This window comes from Streptomyces sp. NRRL B-24572, from assembly GCF_002156145.1.
Classification (GTDB): domain Bacteria; phylum Actinomycetota; class Actinomycetes; order Streptomycetales; family Streptomycetaceae; genus Streptomyces; species Streptomyces vietnamensis.
This window is the reverse complement of record NZ_MWIG01000019.1, coordinates 1-20,382: the sequence shown is the minus strand read 5'-3', so window position 1 is coordinate 20,382 and position 20,382 is coordinate 1. Positions and strand designations below refer to the sequence as shown.

Annotated in this window: 18 protein-coding genes and 1 pseudogene; 12 read left to right on the top strand and 7 right to left on the bottom strand. The window is 72.0% G+C overall.

Annotated features, from left to right (window positions below):
- Window positions 1–89: 89 nt before the first annotated feature.
- A complete protein-coding gene (locus CCN56_RS45695; RefSeq protein WP_086822315.1) occupies window positions 90–257 on the top strand; it encodes a leucine zipper domain-containing protein in 168 nt (55 codons plus the stop codon).
- Between the two features lie 13 nt (window positions 258–270).
- On the top strand, window positions 271–648 hold the full coding sequence (locus CCN56_RS01120) for a hypothetical protein (protein WP_086822312.1): 378 nt from the start codon (window positions 271–273) through the stop codon (window positions 646–648).
- Between the two features lie 270 nt (window positions 649–918).
- On the opposite strand, the gene CCN56_RS01110 is transcribed toward CCN56_RS01120, so the two are convergent.
- Together CCN56_RS01110 and CCN56_RS01105 are read right to left on the bottom strand one after the other, a co-directional pair.
- Window positions 919–1,503 (bottom strand): DinB family protein, encoded by a 585-nt coding sequence (locus CCN56_RS01110; protein ID WP_086822286.1) that lies wholly within the window; start codon window positions 1,501–1,503, stop codon window positions 919–921.
- A gap of 156 nt (window positions 1,504–1,659) precedes the next feature.
- Window positions 1,660–1,896, bottom strand: a pseudogene (locus CCN56_RS01105) (MFS transporter); the annotation flags it as partial.
- Between the two features lie 89 nt (window positions 1,897–1,985).
- Between CCN56_RS01105 and CCN56_RS01100 the strand changes: the two are divergent.
- Window positions 1,986–2,963 (top strand): helix-turn-helix transcriptional regulator, encoded by a 978-nt coding sequence (locus CCN56_RS01100; protein WP_086822283.1) that lies wholly within the window; start codon window positions 1,986–1,988, stop codon window positions 2,961–2,963.
- Window positions 2,964–3,069: 106 nt separating this feature from the next.
- Window positions 3,070–3,567, top strand: a complete 498-nt coding sequence (locus CCN56_RS45690; protein WP_086822280.1) for a M15 family metallopeptidase — start codon at window positions 3,070–3,072, stop codon at window positions 3,565–3,567.
- Here the strand turns inward: CCN56_RS45690 and CCN56_RS01090 are convergent.
- Window positions 3,549–4,415 carry a D-alanyl-D-alanine carboxypeptidase family protein gene (locus CCN56_RS01090; RefSeq protein WP_086822309.1) on the bottom strand — a complete coding sequence of 289 codons (867 nt, stop codon included), beginning with the start codon at window positions 4,413–4,415 and terminating at the stop codon, window positions 3,549–3,551. The genes CCN56_RS45690 and CCN56_RS01090 overlap by 19 nt on opposite strands.
- A gap of 229 nt (window positions 4,416–4,644) precedes the next feature.
- The gene (locus tag CCN56_RS01085) at window positions 4,645–4,899 is read right to left on the bottom strand and encodes a DUF6332 family protein (RefSeq protein ID WP_086822277.1); all 255 of its coding nucleotides are present in this window, start codon (window positions 4,897–4,899) and stop codon (window positions 4,645–4,647) included.
- A gap of 161 nt (window positions 4,900–5,060) precedes the next feature.
- Here CCN56_RS01085 and CCN56_RS01080 point away from each other — a divergent pair, with 161 nt between their 5' ends.
- The 7 genes from CCN56_RS01080 (at window position 5,061) to CCN56_RS01050 (ending at window position 15,386) form a co-directional block, all read left to right on the top strand.
- Window positions 5,061–5,525: a GNAT family N-acetyltransferase gene (locus CCN56_RS01080; RefSeq protein WP_086822274.1), complete on the top strand. Its 465-nt coding sequence runs from the start codon at window positions 5,061–5,063 to the stop codon at window positions 5,523–5,525.
- A gap of 355 nt (window positions 5,526–5,880) precedes the next feature.
- Window positions 5,881–6,120, top strand: coding sequence for a hypothetical protein (locus CCN56_RS01075; RefSeq protein WP_086822306.1), 240 nt, complete (start codon window positions 5,881–5,883; stop codon window positions 6,118–6,120).
- 177 nt (window positions 6,121–6,297) lie between these two features.
- On the top strand, window positions 6,298–7,104 hold the full coding sequence (locus CCN56_RS01070) for an HlyD family efflux transporter periplasmic adaptor subunit (protein ID WP_086822271.1): 807 nt from the start codon (window positions 6,298–6,300) through the stop codon (window positions 7,102–7,104).
- A 173-nt stretch (window positions 7,105–7,277) separates the two neighbouring features.
- Window positions 7,278–9,404: an NHLP family bacteriocin export ABC transporter peptidase/permease/ATPase subunit gene (locus CCN56_RS01065; protein ID WP_306300576.1), complete on the top strand. Its 2,127-nt coding sequence runs from the start codon at window positions 7,278–7,280 to the stop codon at window positions 9,402–9,404.
- Between the two features lies 1 nt (window position 9,405).
- Window positions 9,406–12,345 carry an NHLP bacteriocin export ABC transporter permease/ATPase subunit gene (locus CCN56_RS01060; protein WP_086822265.1) on the top strand — a complete coding sequence of 980 codons (2,940 nt, stop codon included), beginning with the start codon at window positions 9,406–9,408 and terminating at the stop codon, window positions 12,343–12,345.
- A 61-nt stretch (window positions 12,346–12,406) separates the two neighbouring features.
- The gene (gene bla / locus CCN56_RS01055; RefSeq protein WP_256961647.1) at window positions 12,407–13,348 is read left to right on the top strand and encodes a class A beta-lactamase; all 942 of its coding nucleotides are present in this window, start codon (window positions 12,407–12,409) and stop codon (window positions 13,346–13,348) included.
- Between the two features lie 220 nt (window positions 13,349–13,568).
- A complete protein-coding gene (locus CCN56_RS01050) occupies window positions 13,569–15,386 on the top strand; it encodes a glycoside hydrolase family 15 protein (protein WP_086822259.1) in 1,818 nt (605 codons plus the stop codon).
- Window positions 15,387–15,401: 15 nt separating this feature from the next.
- Here CCN56_RS01050 and CCN56_RS01045 read toward each other — a convergent pair whose 3' ends face one another.
- The 3 genes from CCN56_RS01045 to CCN56_RS01035 all read right to left on the bottom strand — a co-directional run bounded on the left by CCN56_RS01045 (window position 15,402) and on the right by CCN56_RS01035 (window position 19,116).
- Window positions 15,402–16,082: a bifunctional 2-polyprenyl-6-hydroxyphenol methylase/3-demethylubiquinol 3-O-methyltransferase UbiG gene (locus CCN56_RS01045; protein WP_086822257.1), complete on the bottom strand. Its 681-nt coding sequence runs from the start codon at window positions 16,080–16,082 to the stop codon at window positions 15,402–15,404.
- Between the two features lie 171 nt (window positions 16,083–16,253).
- Window positions 16,254–17,855: a M4 family metallopeptidase gene (locus CCN56_RS01040; protein ID WP_086822255.1), complete on the bottom strand. Its 1,602-nt coding sequence runs from the start codon at window positions 17,853–17,855 to the stop codon at window positions 16,254–16,256.
- A gap of 277 nt (window positions 17,856–18,132) precedes the next feature.
- Window positions 18,133–19,116 (bottom strand): LysR family transcriptional regulator, encoded by a 984-nt coding sequence (locus tag CCN56_RS01035; RefSeq protein WP_179199623.1) that lies wholly within the window; start codon window positions 19,114–19,116, stop codon window positions 18,133–18,135.
- 192 nt (window positions 19,117–19,308) lie between these two features.
- Between CCN56_RS01035 and CCN56_RS01030 the strand changes: the two genes are divergently transcribed.
- A partial coding sequence (locus CCN56_RS01030) for a rhodanese-like domain-containing protein (RefSeq protein WP_256961646.1) occupies window positions 19,309–20,382 on the top strand: 1,074 nt, incomplete at its 3' end.

Genomic DNA, 20,382 nt, shown 5'->3' with positions numbered 1-20,382 from the left:
GGGACCGTCAGGCCCAGCATCGTCTGGCGGTCCTGCGCCACGCCGAGGAAGTCACCGGGAACGTCGCGCTGACCTGCCGCTACTAAGGCATCAGCCGCACCTGCTTCTACAAATGGCTGCGCCGGTATCAGGACGAGGGCCTCGAGGGCCTGCGGGACCGCTCCAGCAAGCCCCACCACTGCCCGCACGCCACCGAGGCCGACGTCGTCAACAAGATCGTCTACCTCCGGCGGCACTACCATTGGATCCGGCCGTGAGATCGTCGTGCTCGTGATCGAGTCCTGGGTGATCAATGACGGCAGCTCTGTCCCCGTGTCGTCCGGGACGGTGATGGAGGCCCTTCGGTCGAGGATCGGCAGCGGGCAGTTCGAGACGTGGCTGGCCAGCTCGTCCGGACGATCGCTGGCCTTCGTGACGAATACCGAGCGGGCGATGGTGATGCTGCTCGAAGACGAGAGAGATCCCGGCGATCATGCCGTGACCCCGGAAGTCGAGGGATCGAGCGGCGGGTTCGTCCTCTCCGGCGGGCAGCACGACGAGTACCCGGACGAAGACACCGTGCCCATCGGTGAGGCGTTCAGGATCGTCGAGCACATCGTCGGTACGGGATCCTGGCCGGCGGACGCGCGCTGGGTGGTCGATCGCTGACGTCTGGGCCTACCGCCAGGTCCGGATGAGGATGGCGGCAAGGACGGTGGATTCCCAGGTCAGGGCGGCGGCCAGGGCGAGTCTTCGGCGGAGAAGTACGCCTTGTCCGTGTGGAGTTCGATGGGTCGGCGTCGCCGTGGTCCCCGGCGGGACCGGACGGCGGGCATGCCGCGGACGAGGGGCTTGAGGGCGAGGCTGTCGTGTACAGGGTCCGCGGCCGGCATCGTGCCGCACGAGCATCACGTCACGTCACGTCACGTGAGACATCTTCTAAGCCTTGATCGGTGCGGCCGACCTGGCGGCCTGCTCGATCTTCGCGCGGTAGGCCGCACGGGCTTGCTCGTCGATCTGCTTCTCGTGTTCGGGGCGCATCCCGGTCCGGCCGTCGAGGCCCTCGCGCAGGATGTCGGCGTGCCCGGCATGCCGGTTGGTCTCGCCGAGAACATGGACCATGACGGCGAACAGGTTCGTGTTGGGACAGGGATCCGGCCACCACGGCACGTGGCCGGGGGCGTCGAGGGGAAGCTCGTCGATCGTCGCGTCCGCGTGTTCCCATGTGCGCCGATAGAACCCGATGATCTGATCGCGGGTCTCGCCCTCGGCCGCCCACTGGTCGCTGCCGTCGGAGTCCTGCCACCGGCACAGCGGTTCCGGGGAAGGGCGGCCGAAGACCTCGCCGAAGTACCTGGCCTCGACGGTGGCCACGTGTTTGACCAGGCCGAGGAGGTTGGTCCCGGTCGCTGTCAGAGGCCGGCGGGCGTCGTACTCGGACAAGCCGTCGAGTTTCCAGAGCAGCGCCTCGCGGTCCCGCCGCAGTCTGCCGTGCAGGTTGTCCTTCGCGAATTCATCGATCATGCGGCATGAGCCTTCCATGGGCCGTTCGTGGTCTCAAGATCCCGTTGGGTGGTTCGGGACGGGAACCGGGGAGGCGGGCGGGTGCCAGGTGAGAATCCAGTCGGCGGTAAGCGCCGCCGCGCCGCCTGCCAGGGCGATTGCGCCGCCTGTTCCGATGCCTGCGGCCAGCGAGCCGAACAACTGCGGGAGAAAGCCGGTGCCGAAGGCCGGTGCGCTCAGCAGTGCGGAGCCGGCGGCCGCGAAGACCAGAACCGAGAACGTGGTGATCCGCAGCACGTCCGCGGTGATCGCGACGGTGCGGGTCGAGAAGAGCAGCCGGAATCGCGGCTCGGCCAGCACCTCCCGGTAGGTGGCACGGCGGTTGCCCTGCGCGGGTGTGGCGGTCGGGGTCATGACACCCAGTCTCGCCATGCGACCGCGTCACCCACCAATGATTCGTCGCTGGACGAATCGGAGCAGACGTCCCGCGGTAGCATCGCGAGGTGCTCCGCTTCGAAGTCTCCGTCGAGGACCTGCTGCGCAGCCGCTTCGCGCTGTCGCCCGCGCTGGACCTCTGCTTGCTGCTGCGCTCGCTCGCCGGCCAGGGCCGGCCGCTGCCGCGAGCCTGGGCCGCCCGGCTCCTGCCGGCCTTCGAACGGCTTCGCCGCGAGACCGAACTGAACGCCGTCCTCGCGCTGCAGACCCCGCAAGGCGGACCGGACTTCGTCGCCCCGCCCCCGCGCGGCCTCAACCAGACCTGGGCGGACGACCTGGCCACGATCCGGGCCACACCGCTGGAAGCGGCGCGCCGCGAGTTCGCCGCCACCGCGGTCGGCCCGTCCGCCCGTGATCCCCGCGTACGCGCGGTGCTGGACTCGCCGGACGCCGTCTCCAGGATCGCCGAGGCGATGGACCGGGCCTGGCACGAGCTGCTCGCCACGGACTGGCCGCAACTGCGCGCGATCTGTGAGCGCGATGTCGTACACCGGGTGGGGGTGATCGGCGAGCACGGATGGGCCGCGACCATCGAGAGCCTGCACCCGGGCATCTCCTGGCACGCCGGCGGCATCGAGATCGGCTTCTTCCGAGGCGGAACGGTCCGCCTCGCCGGCGACGGGCTCCTGCTGATCCCTTCGGTCGTCGTCGGGCATATCGCCGCCCACCACGAAGACCCCTGGCCCAAGACCTTGGTCTATCCCGCCCGCGGCACCGCCGCCCTGTGGGGCGAACAGGAAACCGTCCCCCGACCGGACGCGCTGACCGCTCTGGTCGGCCGGGCCCGAGCCCGGCTGCTGTTCGCGCTGGACGCCCCGGCCAGTACCAGCCACCTCGCCCGAAGCCTCGCCATGGCACCCGGCGCGGTAGGAGACCACCTCGCCATCCTGCGAGGCGCGGGGCTGCTCGTCCGCGCCCGGTCCGGACGGTCGGTGCTCTACCGGCGCACCCCGCTCGGCGAGGCACTGGTCGCCGGTTCGGGCTGAAGGCTCGGATCAGCACTGTTTTTCGAGGCGCCGCCTGCGCCGCTCCGGCATCACCGACCCTGCCGACCTGCGGCGCCGGGCCAGCGCCTTCGTCTCCCCGGTCAAGGTGGCGCCACACTGTGCCGGCGCGGCCCTCGACCTGACGCTCATTGATGCCGATGGCGTCGAGCTGGACATGGGTGGTGCCGTGAACGGCCACCGCACCGGAGACGAGAATTGCTGTCCGCCGGACGCCTCAGGACTACCGGACCGAGCACGCCGCGATCGCGGCCTCCTGACCCGAGCCGTGGGCGGCGCCGGTTTCATCAACTACCCCACCGAGTGGTGGTACCGGTCCTACGGCGACCGGTACTGGGCGCTGATCACCAAGGCCGACAGCGCCGTCAACGGGCCCGGTGGACACTTCGGCTGGAACCTCGGCGCGTACTCGCACGCCGGCGCCGTCCCGGCCGGGGGTTCGACCGTCGGGTCGGGACGGCGGTGCGGACATCGGTGCTCAGCGCCCCGGAGAGGCCCCCGCTGCCTCCCGTCGGACGGGAAGGCAGCGGGGGCCGACCGACGCCGTCGTGCGCCGGTTTCTGCCTGTTACCTGGTGAAGCCGTAGTCCAGCAGCTTCTTGACGTCGGCCGCCCTGTTCGCCTCGGACGGCGCGGCGAGCACCGTGCCGATGACCGTCTTGGTGCCGCGGGTGGCCGCGAAGACGAGGCAGTACTTGGCCTGCGGACCCGAACCGGTCTTCACGCCGATCGCACCGCTGTACGTGCTCAGCAGCTTGTTCGTGTTGGTCCACGACATGTAGCGGTAACCACCGCTCTTCGTGGTCACCTTCTGGCTCGTGGACTTCGTCTTGACGACGGTGCGGAAGGTGGAGTTCTTCATCGCACTGCTCGCGATCTTCGTCAGATCACGCGGAGTCGAGTAGTTCTGCCCACTGCCTATGCCGTCGAACGAGTCGAAGTGGGTGTTCCGCAGGCCGAGCCTCCTCGCCTCGTCGTTCATCTTCCCGATGAACGACTTGACCCGGGCCGCCCGCGTGGTGCCGGAGCCGAACTTGTCGGCCAGCGCGTAGGCGGCGTCACAGCCCGACGGCAGCATGAGGCCGTAGAGGAGCTGTCGGACCGTCACCTTGTCGCCGACGATGAGCCGGGCCGAGGAGGCGTTGTTGGCGACGATGTAGTCGCTGTAGGCCTTCTGGATCGTGACCTTGGCGTCGAGGTTGAGGTTCGGCTGGGACAGCACCACCTTCGCGGTCATGATCTTCGTGGTGGAGCCGGTCGACCGGCGGGTGTCCGCGGCCTTCCCGAACAGCGTCGTACCCGTCCCGTTGTTCATGACGAAGCCGCCCGGGGCGGTGATCGACGGGGCGGGCGTCGCGGCGTGCGCCTGGCCGGCGAAGAGGCCGCCGGCCAGTACGGCCGAGGCCGTGAGCGAGACGGTCACGGCGCTGCGCAGGCCGAGTGTCGGAGTCAGCAAAGTCTTCTGCCCTTGGTAGGAACCGATGTCTTCCAGGTCCGCATGCGCCCGACACGCGTCGCGCGGGAAGCCGGCTCAGGTTCTGCCGAGCCCTGCGACGGCACCGGACACGGACCCGGCGCATGGAAGACGCCCGAGAGGGCTCAAGGGATGCACTCGGGGGCCGTGAACTTCCTCGCGTTTTCGGCGACGCCCCGTGGCCGCCGGGTCAACGCCCTTGGCGCCGAAGCGCGTCGAACCGGACCAGCACCCTCACCACGCGCCACACCGCGGCGAGGGAGGCCAGCACGGCCCCCACCACGAGCAGGGCTCTCCCGCCGGGTTCGGAGACACCGACGATCAGTGCCGGCACCAGGAGCAGTCCGAACACGATCGCGGCCAGGACGGCTGCCGTCACCAGGGCGAACATGATCTCCACCGTCATCGCGTCCTTCTCCCACCGCGACTCTCGCCCCATGTCCATGCCGCGAGTTTCACACAGTGCCCGGACCGACGGGCCCTCGTACGCGAAATCTCGCGCGCTCCCTTCCTCGCTCGGGGAGAGAACCGCAGTACAGAGGCGGTATCGCGGCGTGATCCACTGGGTCCGCACCGCAGGGAGCGGTGCGTGAGGAGTGTGAAGCCATGTCCGACACCGCCGCCGTCGTGGTCCGTCCGGTCCGGGAGGGCGACTTCGACCAGTGGCGTGCCCTCTACCGGGGGTACGCCGACTTCTACCGGGTCGAGCAGACCGAGGAGGCCGCGCGCCTCGTCTGGTCCTGGATCCACGACCCCGGCCACGAGGTGGAGGGTCTCGTGGCCGAAGGCGCCGATGGGCGGCTCGTCGGGCTCGCGCACTTCCGGCCCTTCGCGCGCCCGCTGTCCGCCACCGTCGGCGGCTGGCTCGACGACCTCTTCGTGGACCCGGCAAGCCGCGGCTCCGGCGTGGTGGACCTGCTGCTCGGTGCTCTGCGCGGTATCGGGGCCGAGCGCGGCTGGAGCGTCGTCCGCTGGATCACCGCCGACGACAACCACCGCGCCCGTTCCAAGTACGACCAGGTGGCCACGCGCACCATGTGGATCACGTACGACATGGCCCCCGAGGCCTGAGGGTTCGGTCGGCCCCGCGCCCGCCGCGCACCTGCCGGAAACCTGCACAACGTGTGCGTGTGGAGGGGCGCCCCCTTCACCTTTCCCCGACACCGAGCGGGGCGGGGCCGCCCGGACGAACCCCTTCTGTCCCTTTAGGTCCCCCGCTCATGGCGGGGTGGTCGAATCTGTTACTCGGATCCGAGGAGAAGGTGTCGGCATTCGGTGAAATTGAAGGCACGGCCGCTTCCCGACGTGCAGAAACGCCCCCGTCCACGCGTCAACCGAATTTCTCCGGTCAGCCGTTCACGTGATTTGATCAATCCCGCTGCGGCCGCAGAAGACGGATTCCCCCCATGAACGAAGGGTGCGCATCATGCGTCACGACCTTGAGACCGCTGAGATCTCCGACGCCGACCTCGACGCCGTTTCCGGTGGTCTCGTCACCATCTCCGGCGGCCTCGCCGGCGCTGTGACCGGCGACGTCACCAACATCCTCGGCACCGTCGGCTCCCTCCAGACGGTCCAGGGCGTCGAGGGCCTCGTCGCCGGCGTTCCCGGCCTGGTCTCCGGCATCTCCGGCGTCTCGGTGAACGCCGGCATCGCCGGCCTCTGAGCCGAAAAGCCAAAAGGTCAAACGGCCGAACGGCCGAGCAGGCCGATAGGCGGGTAGTCGAATGACGACCGTGGATCCCGGAACCGAGTCGGTTCCGGGATCCACGGTCGCCCCTGAGATCGACCGCGGGTATTCGACCGCGGGAAAAGTTGCAGAATGCAGTCGAAGGAATAGTCCGTGCAGTTCCGCCGCAATGCGCTTTCCAAGCTGCAATCGCCCGAAGAACTCGACGTGCCCGTGCGTTTCGCGCGCCCGCAGGGCCGCCTCGTGCTCGCCGTCACCGTCGTCGTCATGGCCGCCGCGGGCTTCTGGGCCCTCACCGGTTCGGTGACGTCCAAGCTGACCGCTCCCGGGCTCCTCACCCACGGCGAGGGAACGTATCTCCTCCAGAGCCCCGTCGCCGGCCAGGTCACCGAGGTCCTCGTCGAGGAGGGCCGGTCCGTCGCCTCCGGCGCGCCCCTGCTGACCGTTCGCACGGAGCGGGGCGACCGGCCCGTCCGTGCCGTCGCCGGCGGCCGCGTCACCACCCTGTACGCCAGGCTGGGTTCGGTCGTCACCACCGGTGCCGACGTGGCGACCGTCGAGCGCGTGACCGACCCGGCCGCCCCCTTGGTGGCCGTCCTGTACCTGCCGGGCGACACCGCCGCCACGATCCGCGCGGGCGCCCCGGTCGACCTCGGCGTCCAGTCCGCCCCGCGCGACCGGTTCGGCGTGCTCCACGGCCGGGTCACCGCCGTGGGCCGCACCCCCCAGACGCAGGCGCAGCTCCGTTCCTTCCTCGGCGACGGCGGGCTCGCCGCGCAGTTCTCCCGCCAGGGCGATCCGGTCGCGGTGCTCGTGGCCCTGGACCGCTCGGCCGCCACCGCCTCCGGATACGCCTGGTCCTCCACGGACGGGCCCCCGCACGCCCCCGTCTCCGGCACGCCCGTCACCGGCTCCGTCCACCTCACCGCGCAGCGCCCCGTCGACTGGCTGCTGCCGTGAGCGGCTCGCGGGCGGCCTCCCCGAAGCGGGCCCGGTCCGGCGGCAGGGAGCGGAGCGCGAGCCGCGGACTCCCGCCCGCCGGCGCATCCCGACGCCGTACCCCCGACGGCCGTCCCCGGCGCCGTACGCCCGTCGTCAAGGGCAGGCGGCCCCGGACCGTCCGCACGCCCACCGTGCTCCAGATGGAGGCGGTCGAGTGCGGCGCCGCCGCCCTCGCGATGGTGCTCGGCCACCACGGCCGCTTCGTCCCCCTGGAGGAGCTCCGCATCGCCTGCGGCGTGTCCCGCGACGGGTCCCGGGCCGGCAACCTGCTCAAGGCGGCCCGTGGTTACGGACTCCAGGCCAAGGGCATGCAGATGGACCTGGCCGCGCTCGCCGAGGTCCGCGCCCCGGCCGTCCTGTTCTGGGAGTTCAACCACTACGTCGTCTACGAGGGCACGGGCCGCCGCTTCGGCCGCCCCGGCGCGTACGTCAACGACCCCGGCAGCGGCCGCCGTTTCGTCCCCATGGAGCAGTTCGACACCAGCTTCACCGGCATCGTGCTCGCCTTCGAACCGGGCCCCGGTTTCCGCCGCGGCGGAAACCGGCCGGGTGTCCTCGCCGCCCTGCCCGCCCGGCTGCGCGGCACCTCGGGCACGATGGCCGCCGCGGTCGTCGCCAGTCTTCTCCTGGTGGCCGTCGGCGCGTGGGTGCCGGCCCTGAGCCGTACGTACATCGACATGTTCCTCATCGGGAACCAGACGTCCCTGCTCGGGGTGGTCTTCGCGGCGATGGCGACGGCCCTCGTCCTCACCGCGGTCCTCACCGGTCTCCAACAGGCCAATCTGCTGCGCGGGCGCATCATCGCGTCCACCCTGGGCAGCGCCCGCTTCCTGCGGCATCTGCTCCGGCTCCCGCTCGCCTTCTACGCCCAGCGGAACCCCGCCGACCTCGTCCAACGCCTCCAGTCCAACGACGCCGTCGCCGAGACCCTCGCCCGCGACCTGGCAGCGGCGGCCGTCGACGCGGTCGTCGTCCTGCTCTACGCGGTGCTGTTGTGGACGTACGATCCCCAGCTCACCGTCGTCGGCGTGCTGATCGCCCTGCTCAACGTCCTCGCCCTGCGCGTCGTCGTCCACGTGCGGGCCACCGGCACGCAGAAGCTGCGCGCCGAGAGCGCCCGGCTGACCAACACCGCGTACAGCGGACTCCAGCTCATCGAGACGATGAAGGCCACCGGCGGCGAGGACGGCTTCTTCCGCCGCTGGGCCGGGCAGCACGCCACCACCCTCGACGTGCAGCAGCGGCTCGGCGTGCCCAGCGCCTGGCTGGCGGTCGTCGCGCCGACCCTCGCCGCGCTCAACAGCGCGCTCATCCTCACGATCGGCGGTCTGCGGGCCGTGGAGGGGCACCTCACCGTCGGGCTGCTCGTCGCCTTCCAGGCCCTCGTGACCGGCTTCACCGCGCCGATCACCCGGCTCAACGGCGTGGCGGGCCGCATCCAGGACTTCGCCGCCGACGTCGCCCGTCTGAGGGACGTCGAGGACTTCCCCGTCGACCCGGTCCACACCCGGCGCGCCCCGCACGCCCCCACCCGCCGCCTCACCGGCCACGTCGAGCTCGAGGGCGTCACCTTCGGCTACAGCCCCCTCGACGTCCCGCTGCTCAAGGACTTCTCGCTCACCGTCGGCCCCGGGCAGCAGGTCGCCCTGGTCGGCGGCTCCGGCAGCGGCAAGTCCACCGTCTCGCGGCTGATGTCCGGCCTCTACACACCGTGGGAGGGCGCGATCCGCATCGACGGGATGCGGCTGGAGGACATCCCGCGCAGTGCCCTCGCGGCCTCCGTCTCCTTCGTCGACCAGGACGTGTTCCTCTTCGAGGGGACCGTCCGCGACAACGTGGCGCTCTGGGACCCCTCCCTCTCCGACGAGGCCGTCGTCGCCGCCCTCCAGGACGCCGCCGTGTACGACGTGGTCGCCCGCCGCCCCGGCGGCATCCGCAGCCGCGTCGAGCAGGACGGCCGCAACTTCTCCGGCGGGCAGCGCCAGCGCCTGGAGATCGCCCGCGCCCTGGTGCGCCGCCCCAGCGTCCTGATCCTCGACGAGGTGACCAGCGCCCTCGACGCGGCGACCGAACAGCTCGTCATCGACAACCTGCGGCGGCGCGGCTGCGCCTGCGTGGTCATCGCCCACCGGCTGAGCACCGTGCGCGACAGCGACGAGATCGTCGTCCTCGACCGGGGCACGGTCGTGGAGCGCGGGCGCCACGAGCAGCTCGTCGCGGCGCGGGGCGCGTACGCCGACCTGGTCAAGGAGCACTGACGTGACCTTCCCCCAGCCGCCCGCCGGTCTCGCGGGCGTACGGCACGGCGGCGGCGCCCCGGATCCGGTCGTCGCGGCCCTGGGCGCCCTGGGCACCGCGGTCGACTGCGCCGGCCTGGGCAGCCTCGTCCTCGAAGGCCCGCATGTGCTGTGGCTCGTCGTGGACGGTGCCGTGGACCTCTTCGCCGTCGACGCGGCGCGGCTCGGTCCGTGGCACTTCCTGGGCCGTCTCGAAGCGGGCACGCTGCTGCTCGGCCCGGTCGACGGTCCCGCGCACACCCTGATCGGCCGGCCCGCGCAGGGCTGCCTGCTGCGCCGGATCGAGCTGCGCGAACTGCACGAACCGCCGTACCCGGCCGCTCAGTGGTACGGGGAGCAGGGACACGGAGTTCAGGGACACGGCGGCCAGTGGTACGAGGGCCAGTGGTACCAGGACCAGGGCGCGTACGGCAGGCCGGCCGAGGTTCCGCTCAGCCCCCTGGAACACGCCTTCTCGCTCGGCATCGGGCGCGGGCTGCGCGTCCTGTACCAGGCGGTCCTGGACGGCGGCCCCGGCGACTCCCCCGGCGCGGCCGACGACGACGTCCTCTGGATGCAGGTCGCTCCCGGCAGCATCGTGTACGGAGCCGCGTACGAGAGCGCTCACGGCCACGGGTCCGGCACCCTGCTCGTCGACCCCGCGGCCTGGCAGGGCATGGTCGACCAGCAGTACCGGCTGCTGTACGCCCTGGACGACTGGATCGAGCAGCTCGAACGCGACCACGAGGACCGCGCGGCCGCGGGGATCGAGGCGGGGAAGGCGGCCCGCACGCGCGCGGACCGCACCCTGATCGCCTCCATCGGCCGCTCCGGCGGCTCCTCCTCGGCGGAGCGTGCGGGCGACGACGCGACCCATGCCGTGTGCCGGGCCGTCGCCGACGAGGCGCGCATCGCCCTCGCGGAACCGGCGGCCGTCGACGCGGAGACCGGCCTCCTCGACCCCGTCGAACGCATCGCGCTGGCCTCCCGGATCCGCACCCGGGGCGTCCGGCTCGGCGACGGCTGGTGGCGCGAGGACAGCGGCCCCCTCGTGGGCCGCCGCGCGGCGGACGGAACCCCCGTCGCCCTGCTGTGGCGGCGCGGCCGGTACGTGGCCTTCGACCCCGCCACCGGCGAGCGGGAGCGCGTCGGCCGGACCTCCGCCGCGGCGTTCGCGCCGCGCGCCGTCATGTTCTACCGGCCGCTGCCCGACCGGCCGCTCGGCCTGCTGCGCCTGCTCCGGTTCAGCGTCCGGGGCACCCGGGCGGAGCTCCGCGACCTCCTCCTCGGCGGGCTCGTCGCGGTCGTCCTCGGCTCCCTCGTCCCCGTCGCCACCGGCAAAGTGCTCGGCGCGTACGTGCCCGCCGCCGAGACCGGGCTCATCGTCCAGGCCGGCCTCGCGATCATCGCGACGAGCATCGTGTCGGCCGCCTTCATGCTGCTCCAGAACACCGCGATCCTCCGTATGGAGGGGCGCATCGAGGCCACGCTCCAGCCGGCCGTCTGGGACCGTCTGCTCCGCCTGCCGACGACGTTCTTCACCGGCCGCTCGACCGGCGAGCTGGCGAGTGCCGCCATGGGCATCAGCGCGATCCGCCGGATCCTGTCCGGCATCGGTCCGGTGGTCGTCCAGGCGGGCACCGTCGGCACGGTCAACCTGGTGCTGCTCCTCGTCTACAGCGTGCCCCTGGCCCTCGTCGCGCTCGCCCTGCTGCTCGCCACGGCCGCGGTCTTCCTGGGCCTCGGTCTCTGGCAGCTGCGGTACCAGCGGCAGCTGATCCGGCTCGGCAACAAGCTCGACAACCAGGCCTTCCAGACCCTGCGCGGTCTGCCGAAGCTGCGCGTCGCGGCGGCCGAGAGCTTCGCGTACGCCGCCTGGGCGGGGCAGTTCGCCCGTACCCGTGAGCTGCACCGGCGCGTGGGGCGGATCAAGAACGTCCTCGCGGTCCTCGGCGCGGTCTGTCTGCCGCTGTGCACGCTGGTGATGTTCGCGCTCCTGGCCGGTCCGGCCCGCGGCACGCTGTCCGCGAGCGAGTTCCTCACCTTCAGCACCGCCGTCACGATGATGCTGTCCTCCGTCACGCAGCTGACCGGCGCGCTCCTCTCGGCCGCCGCCGTACAGCCGATGTTCGAGCAGATCAGGCCGGTGTTCCGGGAGACGCCCGAGGTCCGTGCCTCCAGCGCCCCGCCGGGCGAGCTGACCGGGGCGATCGAGGCCGAGGACCTGTCCTACCGCTACACCGAGGACGGCCCGCTGGTCCTCGACGGGGTCGGTCTCCGGGTGCGGCCGGGCGAGTTCGTCGCGATCGTCGGGGCCAGCGGCTGCGGCAAGTCCACCCTCCTGCGGCTGCTCATCGGTTTCGACCGGCCGGTCTCCGGCACCGTGCGGTACGACGGGCAGGACCTCGCGGCGCTCGACCAGGCGGCCGTGCGCCGCCAGTGCGGCGTCGTCCTCCAGAACGCCCAGCCGTTCTCCGGTTCCGTCCTCGACTGCATCCGCGGCGCCGGGACGTACCCCCTGGAGGACGTGTGGGCCGCCGCGGCGATGGCGGGTCTGGCCGAGGACATCAAGGCCATGCCCATGGGCATGCACACGATGCTGTCCGACGGCGGAGGCACCGTCTCGGGCGGTCAACGCCAGCGGCTGATGATCGCCCAGGCGCTCATCCGCAGACCCCGCGTCCTCTTCTTCGACGAGGCGACCAGCGCCCTGGACAACGAGGCGCAGCGGACGGTGATCGAGTCGACGCGCGCCCTGAACGCGACCCGTGTCGTGATCGCCCACCGCCTGTCCACGATCATGGACGCGGACCGGGTGATCGCCCTTGCGGACGGGCGCGTCGTGCAGGAGGGCACCCCCGCCGAACTCCTCGCCGACACGACCGGGCTCTTCCACGAACTGGTGCGGCGCCAACTGGGCTGAAACCGGACCGGCCGCCGGGGCGTGTACACGTACGACAGTGATCATCTCCGAAGGAGACACCTTGTACGTCAACGCACCCGGCCCGTCCCGCCGCACCGCGCTCGCCCTGGGCGTCGGCACGGCACTCACCGCCGCGCTCGCCCTCGGCGGCGGCACCGCGCAGGCCTTACCGGAGACGGGCGGCGCCGTCGCGCGGCTGAGGCGCCTGGAGCGGGAGCACACGGCGCGCCTCGGTGTGTTCGCCCGTGACATGCGCACGGGCAGGACGGTGGCCTACCGGGCGGACGAGCGCTTCCCGATGGCCTCCCTGTTCAAGACTCTCGCCGCCGCGGCCGTCCTGCGCGACCTCGACCGCGACGGGGAGTTCCTCGCCCGGCGCATCCACTACACCCAGGCGTACGTCGAAAGGTCGGGCCTCTCGCTGATCGCGGGGCTCGCCGAGAACGTCGCGGGCGGCATGACCGTCGCCGAACTCTGCGACGCCACCATCCGCTTCAGCGACAACACCGCCGGCAACCTGCTCCTCAAGGAGCTGGGCGGCCCCACCGCCGTCACCCGCTTCTGCCGCTCGATCGGGGACCGCGTCACGCGGCTCGACCGGTGGGAGCCCGAGCTCAACTCGGCGGAGCCCTGGCGGGTCACCGACACCACCAGCCCGCGCGCCATCGGCCTCTCCTACGCCCGCCTCGTGCTCGGCGACACGCTGGAGCCCCACGACCGCGCGCGGCTCACCGACTGGCTGCTCCGCAACACCACCAGTACCGAGAAGTTCCGCCGCGGCCTGCCCGCCGACTGGGCCCTGGCCGACAAGACCGGCTCCCCGCGCCACGGCGGCGCCAACGACGTCGGCGTCACCTGGCGGCCGGACGGCACGCCGATCGTCCTCTCCGTCCTCACCACCCAGCCGGAGGAGGACGCCCCGACCGACAACCCGCTGGTGGCCGCGACGGCCGCGCTCCTGGCGGAGGAGCTCGGCGGAGGGGTCGTACGCGGGGCTCCGTGAACCGGTCCCACGGGACGGGGTCACGGCCTTCCGCGGCCCGGGGGTCATGACGACGGCGTGACGTCCACGCGGTGGGCCGGGTCCCGCCGACGGAGTGGGGCGCTCGGCGACCGGCCGTCGGACGCCCTGTTCGGCGCAGTCCCGATGGCCTCAGGTGCCGTCCGGGCGGAAGGTGGGGGCTGAGGACCGCCCGCCGCCCTGAGCCACGAGGACGCCGCCGATGCACCGCTACCCGCCGATCGCCGACCACGGTCTCGTCGGAGATCTGCAGACGTGCGCGCTGGTCTCCGCCGAGGGCGTGGTGGACTGGTTCTGCTCGCCCCGTTTCGACTCGCCCAGCGTCTTCGGCAGGCTGCTCGACCACGAGCGCGGCGGCCACTTCTCGATCACCGTCGAGACGCCGGGCACGACGGTGCGCCAGCTGTACCTGGCCGACAGCGCGGTGCTGCTCACCCGCTTCCACACCCCCGACGGAGTCGGTGAGGTGGCCGACTTCATGCCGCCGGCCGCCGACCCGACCGTGCCCTCCGACCGGCACACCCTGGTCCGGGTGCTGCGGGTGGTCCGCGGCACGGTCCGCTTCACGGTGGAGTGCCGGCCGCGGTTCGACTACGGCCGGGAGGAGCACGAACTGGTCCTCGACGGCACCACCGCGCGCTTCACCGGCGCCACGGTCACCGCGCACCTCCAGGTGCTCGGCGCCGTCGCGTTGCTGCGCGACGGCGCGGACGTCCGCGCCGAGGTGGAGCTGACCGCCGGTCAGCGCGCCGCCGCCGTGCTCACCCTGGACGCGCCCGGTGCCGAGCCGCCCGCGCCGGCGGACGAGGCGAGCCTGCGGGCCTCCTTCGGCGCGGTCCGCGCGTTCTGGCACGAATGGATCGGCCGCTGCCGCTACCGCGGCCGCTGGCAGCAGCAGGTCAACCGTTCGGCGATCACGCTGAAGCTGCTCACGTACGCCCCGTCCGGCGCGCCGGTGGCCGCCGCCACCATGGGCCTGCCCGAGCAGGTCGGCGGGGAACGCAACTGGGACTACCGGTACACCTGGATCCGGGACGCCTCGCTGTCGGTGCGCGCCATGGTCGACCTGGGCTTCACCGAGGAGGCGGACGCCTTCCGCCGCTGGCTGGGCGCCCGGTTCCGGGCCGGTGGGACGGTCAGCGGCGAGCCGTTGCAGATCATGTACCGGGTGGACGGCGACCCGCACCTGGCCGAGGAGGTGCTCGACCATCTGGAGGGCTGGCGCGGCTCGGCCCCGGTCCGCGCCGGCAACGGCGCCGCCGACCAGCTCCAGATGGACATCTACGGCGAGGCCGTCTACGCCTTCGCGCACGCGCCCGACCTGACCCAGCTGGCCGGCTACGACGGCTGGCAGCGCTTCGCCGCCGCGGTGGACTGGCTGTGCGAGCACTGGGACCGTCCGGACGAGGGAATCTGGGAGACCCGCGGCGGCCGCCAGGACTTCACGTACAGCCGGGTGATGTGCTGGGTCGCCTTCGACCGTGCGGTGCGGATGGCCGTCGACTTCGGCCGCCCCGCCGACCTGCCGCGCTGGACCGCCGCCCGGGACGCGGTGCTGCACCAGGTGATGGAGCACGGCTGGTCCGCCGAGCGGCAGGCCTTCGTCCAGCACTACGGCAGTGACGTACTGGACGCCTCGCTGCTCCTGATGCCGGTCACCGGCTTCATCGCGCCCCGCGATCCGCGCTGGCTGTCCACCTTGGACGCGATGGACGGCGAGCTGGTCTCCGACAGCCTGGTCTACCGCTACGACCCGGCCGCCTCCCCCGACGGCCTGCGCGGCTCCGAGGGCACCTTCTCGCTGTGCAGTTTCCTGTACGTGGACGCGCTGGCCCGGGCCGGCCGCCTGGAGCATGCCCGGTACGCCTTCGACAAGATGCTGACGTACGCCAACCACGTGGGACTGTTCGCCGAGGAGATCGGCCCGACGGGCGAACAACTGGGCAACTTCCCCCAGGCCTTCACCCACCTCGCGCTCATCACCGCCGCGACGACCCTCGACGCGGCGCTGGACGGCTGAACCGGGCTCGGCGGCTCAGCGCAGTCGGCGCGCGCGCAGCACCAGGTCGTGGGTGTGGTGCGCGCCGGCCCCGCCCTCGGGTGCCACGCGGGGGCGCTGCTCGTCCACCTCCACCTTCCAGTCCTCGTCGAGCAGTGCCGCGACCATCGAGGGCCAGACGTAGTCGGCCGGGTCGAATCCGCCCTCGTCCGGCTGTCGGGTGTCCATCCCCGCGTGGTGGACGAGCAGCAGCACACCGCCGACCGCGACGGCCGAGAGCAGGGCGCGTTCGGCGGCGGCGTCGGCCGTGCGCAGCAGTGCCGGGTACTGCGCGGAGACCAGGTCGAAGGAGGCCGGCGGGAGCGCCGCCTCCGTGAGGGTGGCGTGGACCCAGCGGACGGCGACGCCGGCGTCCCGCGCGTGCCCGGTCGCCCGCTCCAGCGCCACGCCCGAGACCTCGAGCGCGGTCACGTCCCAGCCGCCGCGCGCGAGCCAGACGGCGTCGGCGCCCTCGCCGCAGCCGACGTCGAGCACGCGGCCGGGGGTGAGCCCGGCGACCTCGGCGACGAGCGCGCCGTTGGGCCGGCCGCTCCAGAGTTGCTGCCGGTCGGCGTAGAGGTCGTCCCACTTCGCCCGCACCGCGGGGTCTCCGACGTATCCGTCGGCGGGCGAAGGGGCGGGGAAGGCGGGCGGTCCCGCTGCGTTGTCGTCGGTCATGGGCCCACCGTCGCCCACTGCGTCCCGGTCACGCCACTGCTGTTGCCGGTCCGGCAAACGGCGTGTTCGCGTTCTCGTGCCCCTGACACTCCTCGGGCCCCGTCGTCGCGACGGGGCCCGGGAGGGTGATCAGGGGCGGACCGGCCCCGGATCGACTGGTGCGTCGGTGCGTCAGAGGACGTTGACCGCGCTCCAGGCGGCTGCCACGGTGGCGTACTCGGGGCTGGTGGCGCCGTACAGGTCCTTCGCCGCGTTCAGGGTCGCGGTGCGGGCGCCCTTGTAGTCGGTGGTGGAGGTCATGTAGACGGTCAGCGCCCGGTACCAGATGGCGGAGGCCTTCTGGTTGCCGATGCCGGTGACGGTGGAACCGTTGTACGTCGGGCTGTTGTAGGAGACGCCGTTGATGGTCTTGGCGCCGCTGCCCTCGCTGGCGAGGTAGAACCAGTGGTTGCCGACGCCCGAGGAGTTGTGCACGTCGAGCCGGCCGACGGACTTCGACCAGTAGTCGGCGGAGCGGCCGTCCAGGGACGGCTTGTCGAAGCGGCGCAGCCACGGCGGGGTGGACTGGTCGCTGAAGAGGTAGTCGGGGGTGTCGATCGGGTTGTTGGCGTACCACTCGACCATCGTGCCGAGGATGTCGCTGGTGGCCTCGTTCAGGCCGCCGGACTCACCGCTGTAGCGCAGGTTGGCGGTGGCCGAGGTGACGCCGTGGGTCATCTCGTGGCCCATGGTGTCGAGGTCGACCTGCTCGGGGTCGGTGGTGCCGTTGCCGTCGCCGGTCATCATGCAGAAGCAGGAGTCCGACCACTGGGCGTTGTCCCAGTTGGTGCCGACGTGGACGAAGACGGTGGCGCCGCGGCCGTCGTTCTTGATGCCGTTGCGGCCGAAGGTGGCCTTGTAGTAGTCGAACGTCTTCGCGGTGTTGGCGTGCGCGTCGACGGCGGCGGTGGCGCGGTCGGTGGAGAACTTCTTCCCGTCGCCCCAGATGTTGTCGGCGTCGGTGAACAGCGTGCCGGAGGAGGCGTTCAGGGACGAGGACGAGACGTTGTGCGCGTCCTTGGTGATGTGGCCGCGCAGCGGGTCGATCAGGGCGTAGGTGCCGTTGGACTGCAGGGTGGTGTCGATGCTGATGTCACCGGTGTACTCCGAGTGGCCGGTGCCGGTCGCCTCGTGCTCGGCGTCGTAGTTCTCGATCGCGGCGCCGGTGGTGGCGTCGGTGACGAAGACCTCGCCGTGCGGCTGGCCCTTGTCGCCCAGGCCCTGCACGGTGGTGCGCCAGGCCAGGCGGGGGGTGCCGTCGGCGGCCCAGACGATCAGCTCAGGGGTGGACTCGGCGTCGCGGACCAGTCCGTTGGAGCGCTTGAGGGCGCCGGCCGCGGTGTCCTTGGCGTCGACGGCGGGGGTGACGGAGCCGAGCGCCACCTTGCGGGCCTTGGCGTGGGTGGATCCCTTGAGCGAGCCGTCGGCCTTCTGGTGGACGACGAAGTCGCCTCCGACGACGGGGAGGCCGCGGTAGGTCCGGTCGAAGCGGACGTGCTGGGTGCCGTCGGCGTCGATCACGACGTCCTTGACGTGGAGCTTCTGGCCCGCTCCGAAGCCGAAGGTGGCCGCGTTCCGGGTCACGTTGGCCTCGGCCCGGGATATCGCCGTGTCGCGGACGGAGGTTCCGTGCTGCACCGCGTCGGGCTGCGAGTACGCCGGTACGGCGACCGCGCCCGTGGTGATGACGGCGGCGGCGACCATCGTGGAGAGGGCAAGGAGGGAACGGGACATGACGGGGCGTTTCCTTCGCTCGTCGTGGGGGGTGACGACGTCCTGGGACGTTGACGCGAAGTGTTCACCAGGTGACATGTTCCTGACGCGATCCCATGTGGGCTACAACTGTGGAGTTATACGGTGCGGCGCACGGCGGCCCGGACGGCCACCCGCGAGTCGTACGGCGCGGGGAACCGCGGCCCGGACGGCCACCCGCACGTCATGCGGCACGGGGAACCGCGGCCCGGACGGCCACCCGCACGTCATGCGGCACGGGGAACGACGACTTGGACGGTCACCCCTCCGCGGCGCCGAGGGCGAACTCCTCGCCGCCGTCCTCCCACCAGGCCAGGTACTGCGGCCGCTGCCGCACGAGCGACAGATACGCGGCCAGCAGACGCTCGCCCACCGCGTCGGCGAGCTCGGCCGGGACCGATGCCGTGTTCCAGGCCAGTTGCAGCCGCCGGTGGAACGGCACGTCCACGAGCGGCCGCAGCACGGTGCCCTGGGCCGGGACATCGGCACTCGGCCACACGCCGCAGACCGCACGCCGGCCGGCGACCAGGATCTGCGCCACGGACAGGTCCGGCGTCACGTGCGCGATCCGCGGAGTGAATCCCGCCGACTGGCAGGTGAGATGGAGGTAGGCGTGCACACCGCTCTCGTCGGCCTCCGGCATGACCCACTCCTCGTCCCTCAGTTCGCGCAGGCCGACGCTCTCCTGGCGTGCGAGGGGATGGTCCTCGGCGAGCAGGACGAAGACCGGCTCGCGCAGCAGCGTGCGCGTGACCACCGATTCGCCGACCGGGAGGGGGAAGCCCGGGAACTCCCCGAAGACCGCGATGTCGCATTTCGACTGGCTCAACGCTTTCACCAGGGTGTGTACGGATCGGCGGGCGTCTATGCCGAGCCGGCGTTCCGGAACGAGCTCGAAGAGGGTGGAGACCAGCAGCGACACCAGGGGGCCGGCGGTTCCGCCCGCCCGGAGCGGCGAGGCGGCCCCCCGGTCCGCCTCGGCGGCCGATCGCGCGTGCTCGCGCAGCCGGTCGAAGCCGACCACGAGGTCACGTGCGCAGCGCAGGACGTACTGACCGGTCTCGTTCGGTTTCACGCCCTCGGCGCTGCGGGTGAAGAGCGGGCCGCCCAGCTCGTGCTCGATCCGTTTCAGCTGGGCGCTCGTGGCGGGCTGGGAGAGCTGCAGCCGTGCGGCGGCTTTGCGGATGCTGCCGGCCTCGGCGACGGTGAGCAGGACACGAAGGTGGCGGAACTCGAGGTGCATGAACATTCCCCGCTCAGGGCGGAGGGCCGCTTGCACCCCCCGTGACCAGCAGTACCGGCTGCCCGAGGGCATGGTGACCAAGATTCCGACCGGCACGTCGGGGCGGCAACCACGGGACGGCAAAATCTACGTGCTCATGCCACGGTTCTGCGCCGGCGTCGCGCCGCCGGCCGCGCGGACGGGGACTCGACGGTGCGGCCGAAGGCCGACGCCGCCGCGCACGGCTTCACGGTGGTCGGCGTCGTCAACACCCACTTCCACGCCGACTTCGCCGCCGGCCATCTGGAGATGGCGGACGAGACCGGCGCCTGGATCGGTTACGGCCGCCGCGCCGAGACCGAGTACCCGATCCGCGAGCTCGCCGAGGGCGAGCGGATCTCCCTCGGCGACGTCGCCCTGGAGATCCTGGAGACCTTCGGGCACACGCCGGAGTCGATCAGCGTCCTCGTGTACGAGCGGGCCGACGACGAGGTGCCGTACGGCGTGCTGACCGGTGACGCGCTGTTCATCGGCGACGTCGGCCGCCCCGATCTGCTCGCCTCGGTGGGCGTGACCGCCGAGGAGCTCGGCGCGATGCCGCACGACAGCGTGCAGAACAAGCTGATGGGGCTGCCGGACGAGGTGCGGGTCTTCCCCGCCCACGGCGCCGGATCGGCCTGCGGCAAGAACCTGTCCACGGAGAAGCAGTCGACGATCGGCGAACAGCGGGCGACCAACTACGCCTGCGCGCCGATGGGCCGCGAGGAGTTCGTCGCGCTCGTCACCGCCGGCCAGCCGGCCGCGCCCGGGTACTTCGCGTACGACGCCGAGCTCAACCGCAAGGACCGGGCCCGCTACGACGCGTCGGCACCCCGCCCGCCGGCGCTCGCCGAGTTCACCGAACTGCGGGCCGCCGGCGCGATCGTGGTGGACGCACGCGACCCGCAGGAGTTCGCGGCCGGGCATCTGCGCGGCGCGGTGAACGTGCCCGCGGACGGCCGCTTCGCCGAGCAGGCCGGCACCGTTCTCCACCCGGCCGCCGAACTGCTCCTCATGGCGGCGCAGAACCGGGGGGAGGAGGTCGTCACCCGTCTCGCCCGGATCGGCTTCGACCGGGTCGCCGGCCATCTGCGCAACCCCGAGGACGCCCTGGAGGCCCTGGCCGGCGAGGTCTCCCCCGCGAGCCGGGTCACCGCCGCACACCTGCGCACCGCCCTCGCGGGAGAGCTGCCGCCGGTCGTCGTGGACGTGCGCACCTGCGGTGAGCGCGAGGCGAACGGCTTCATC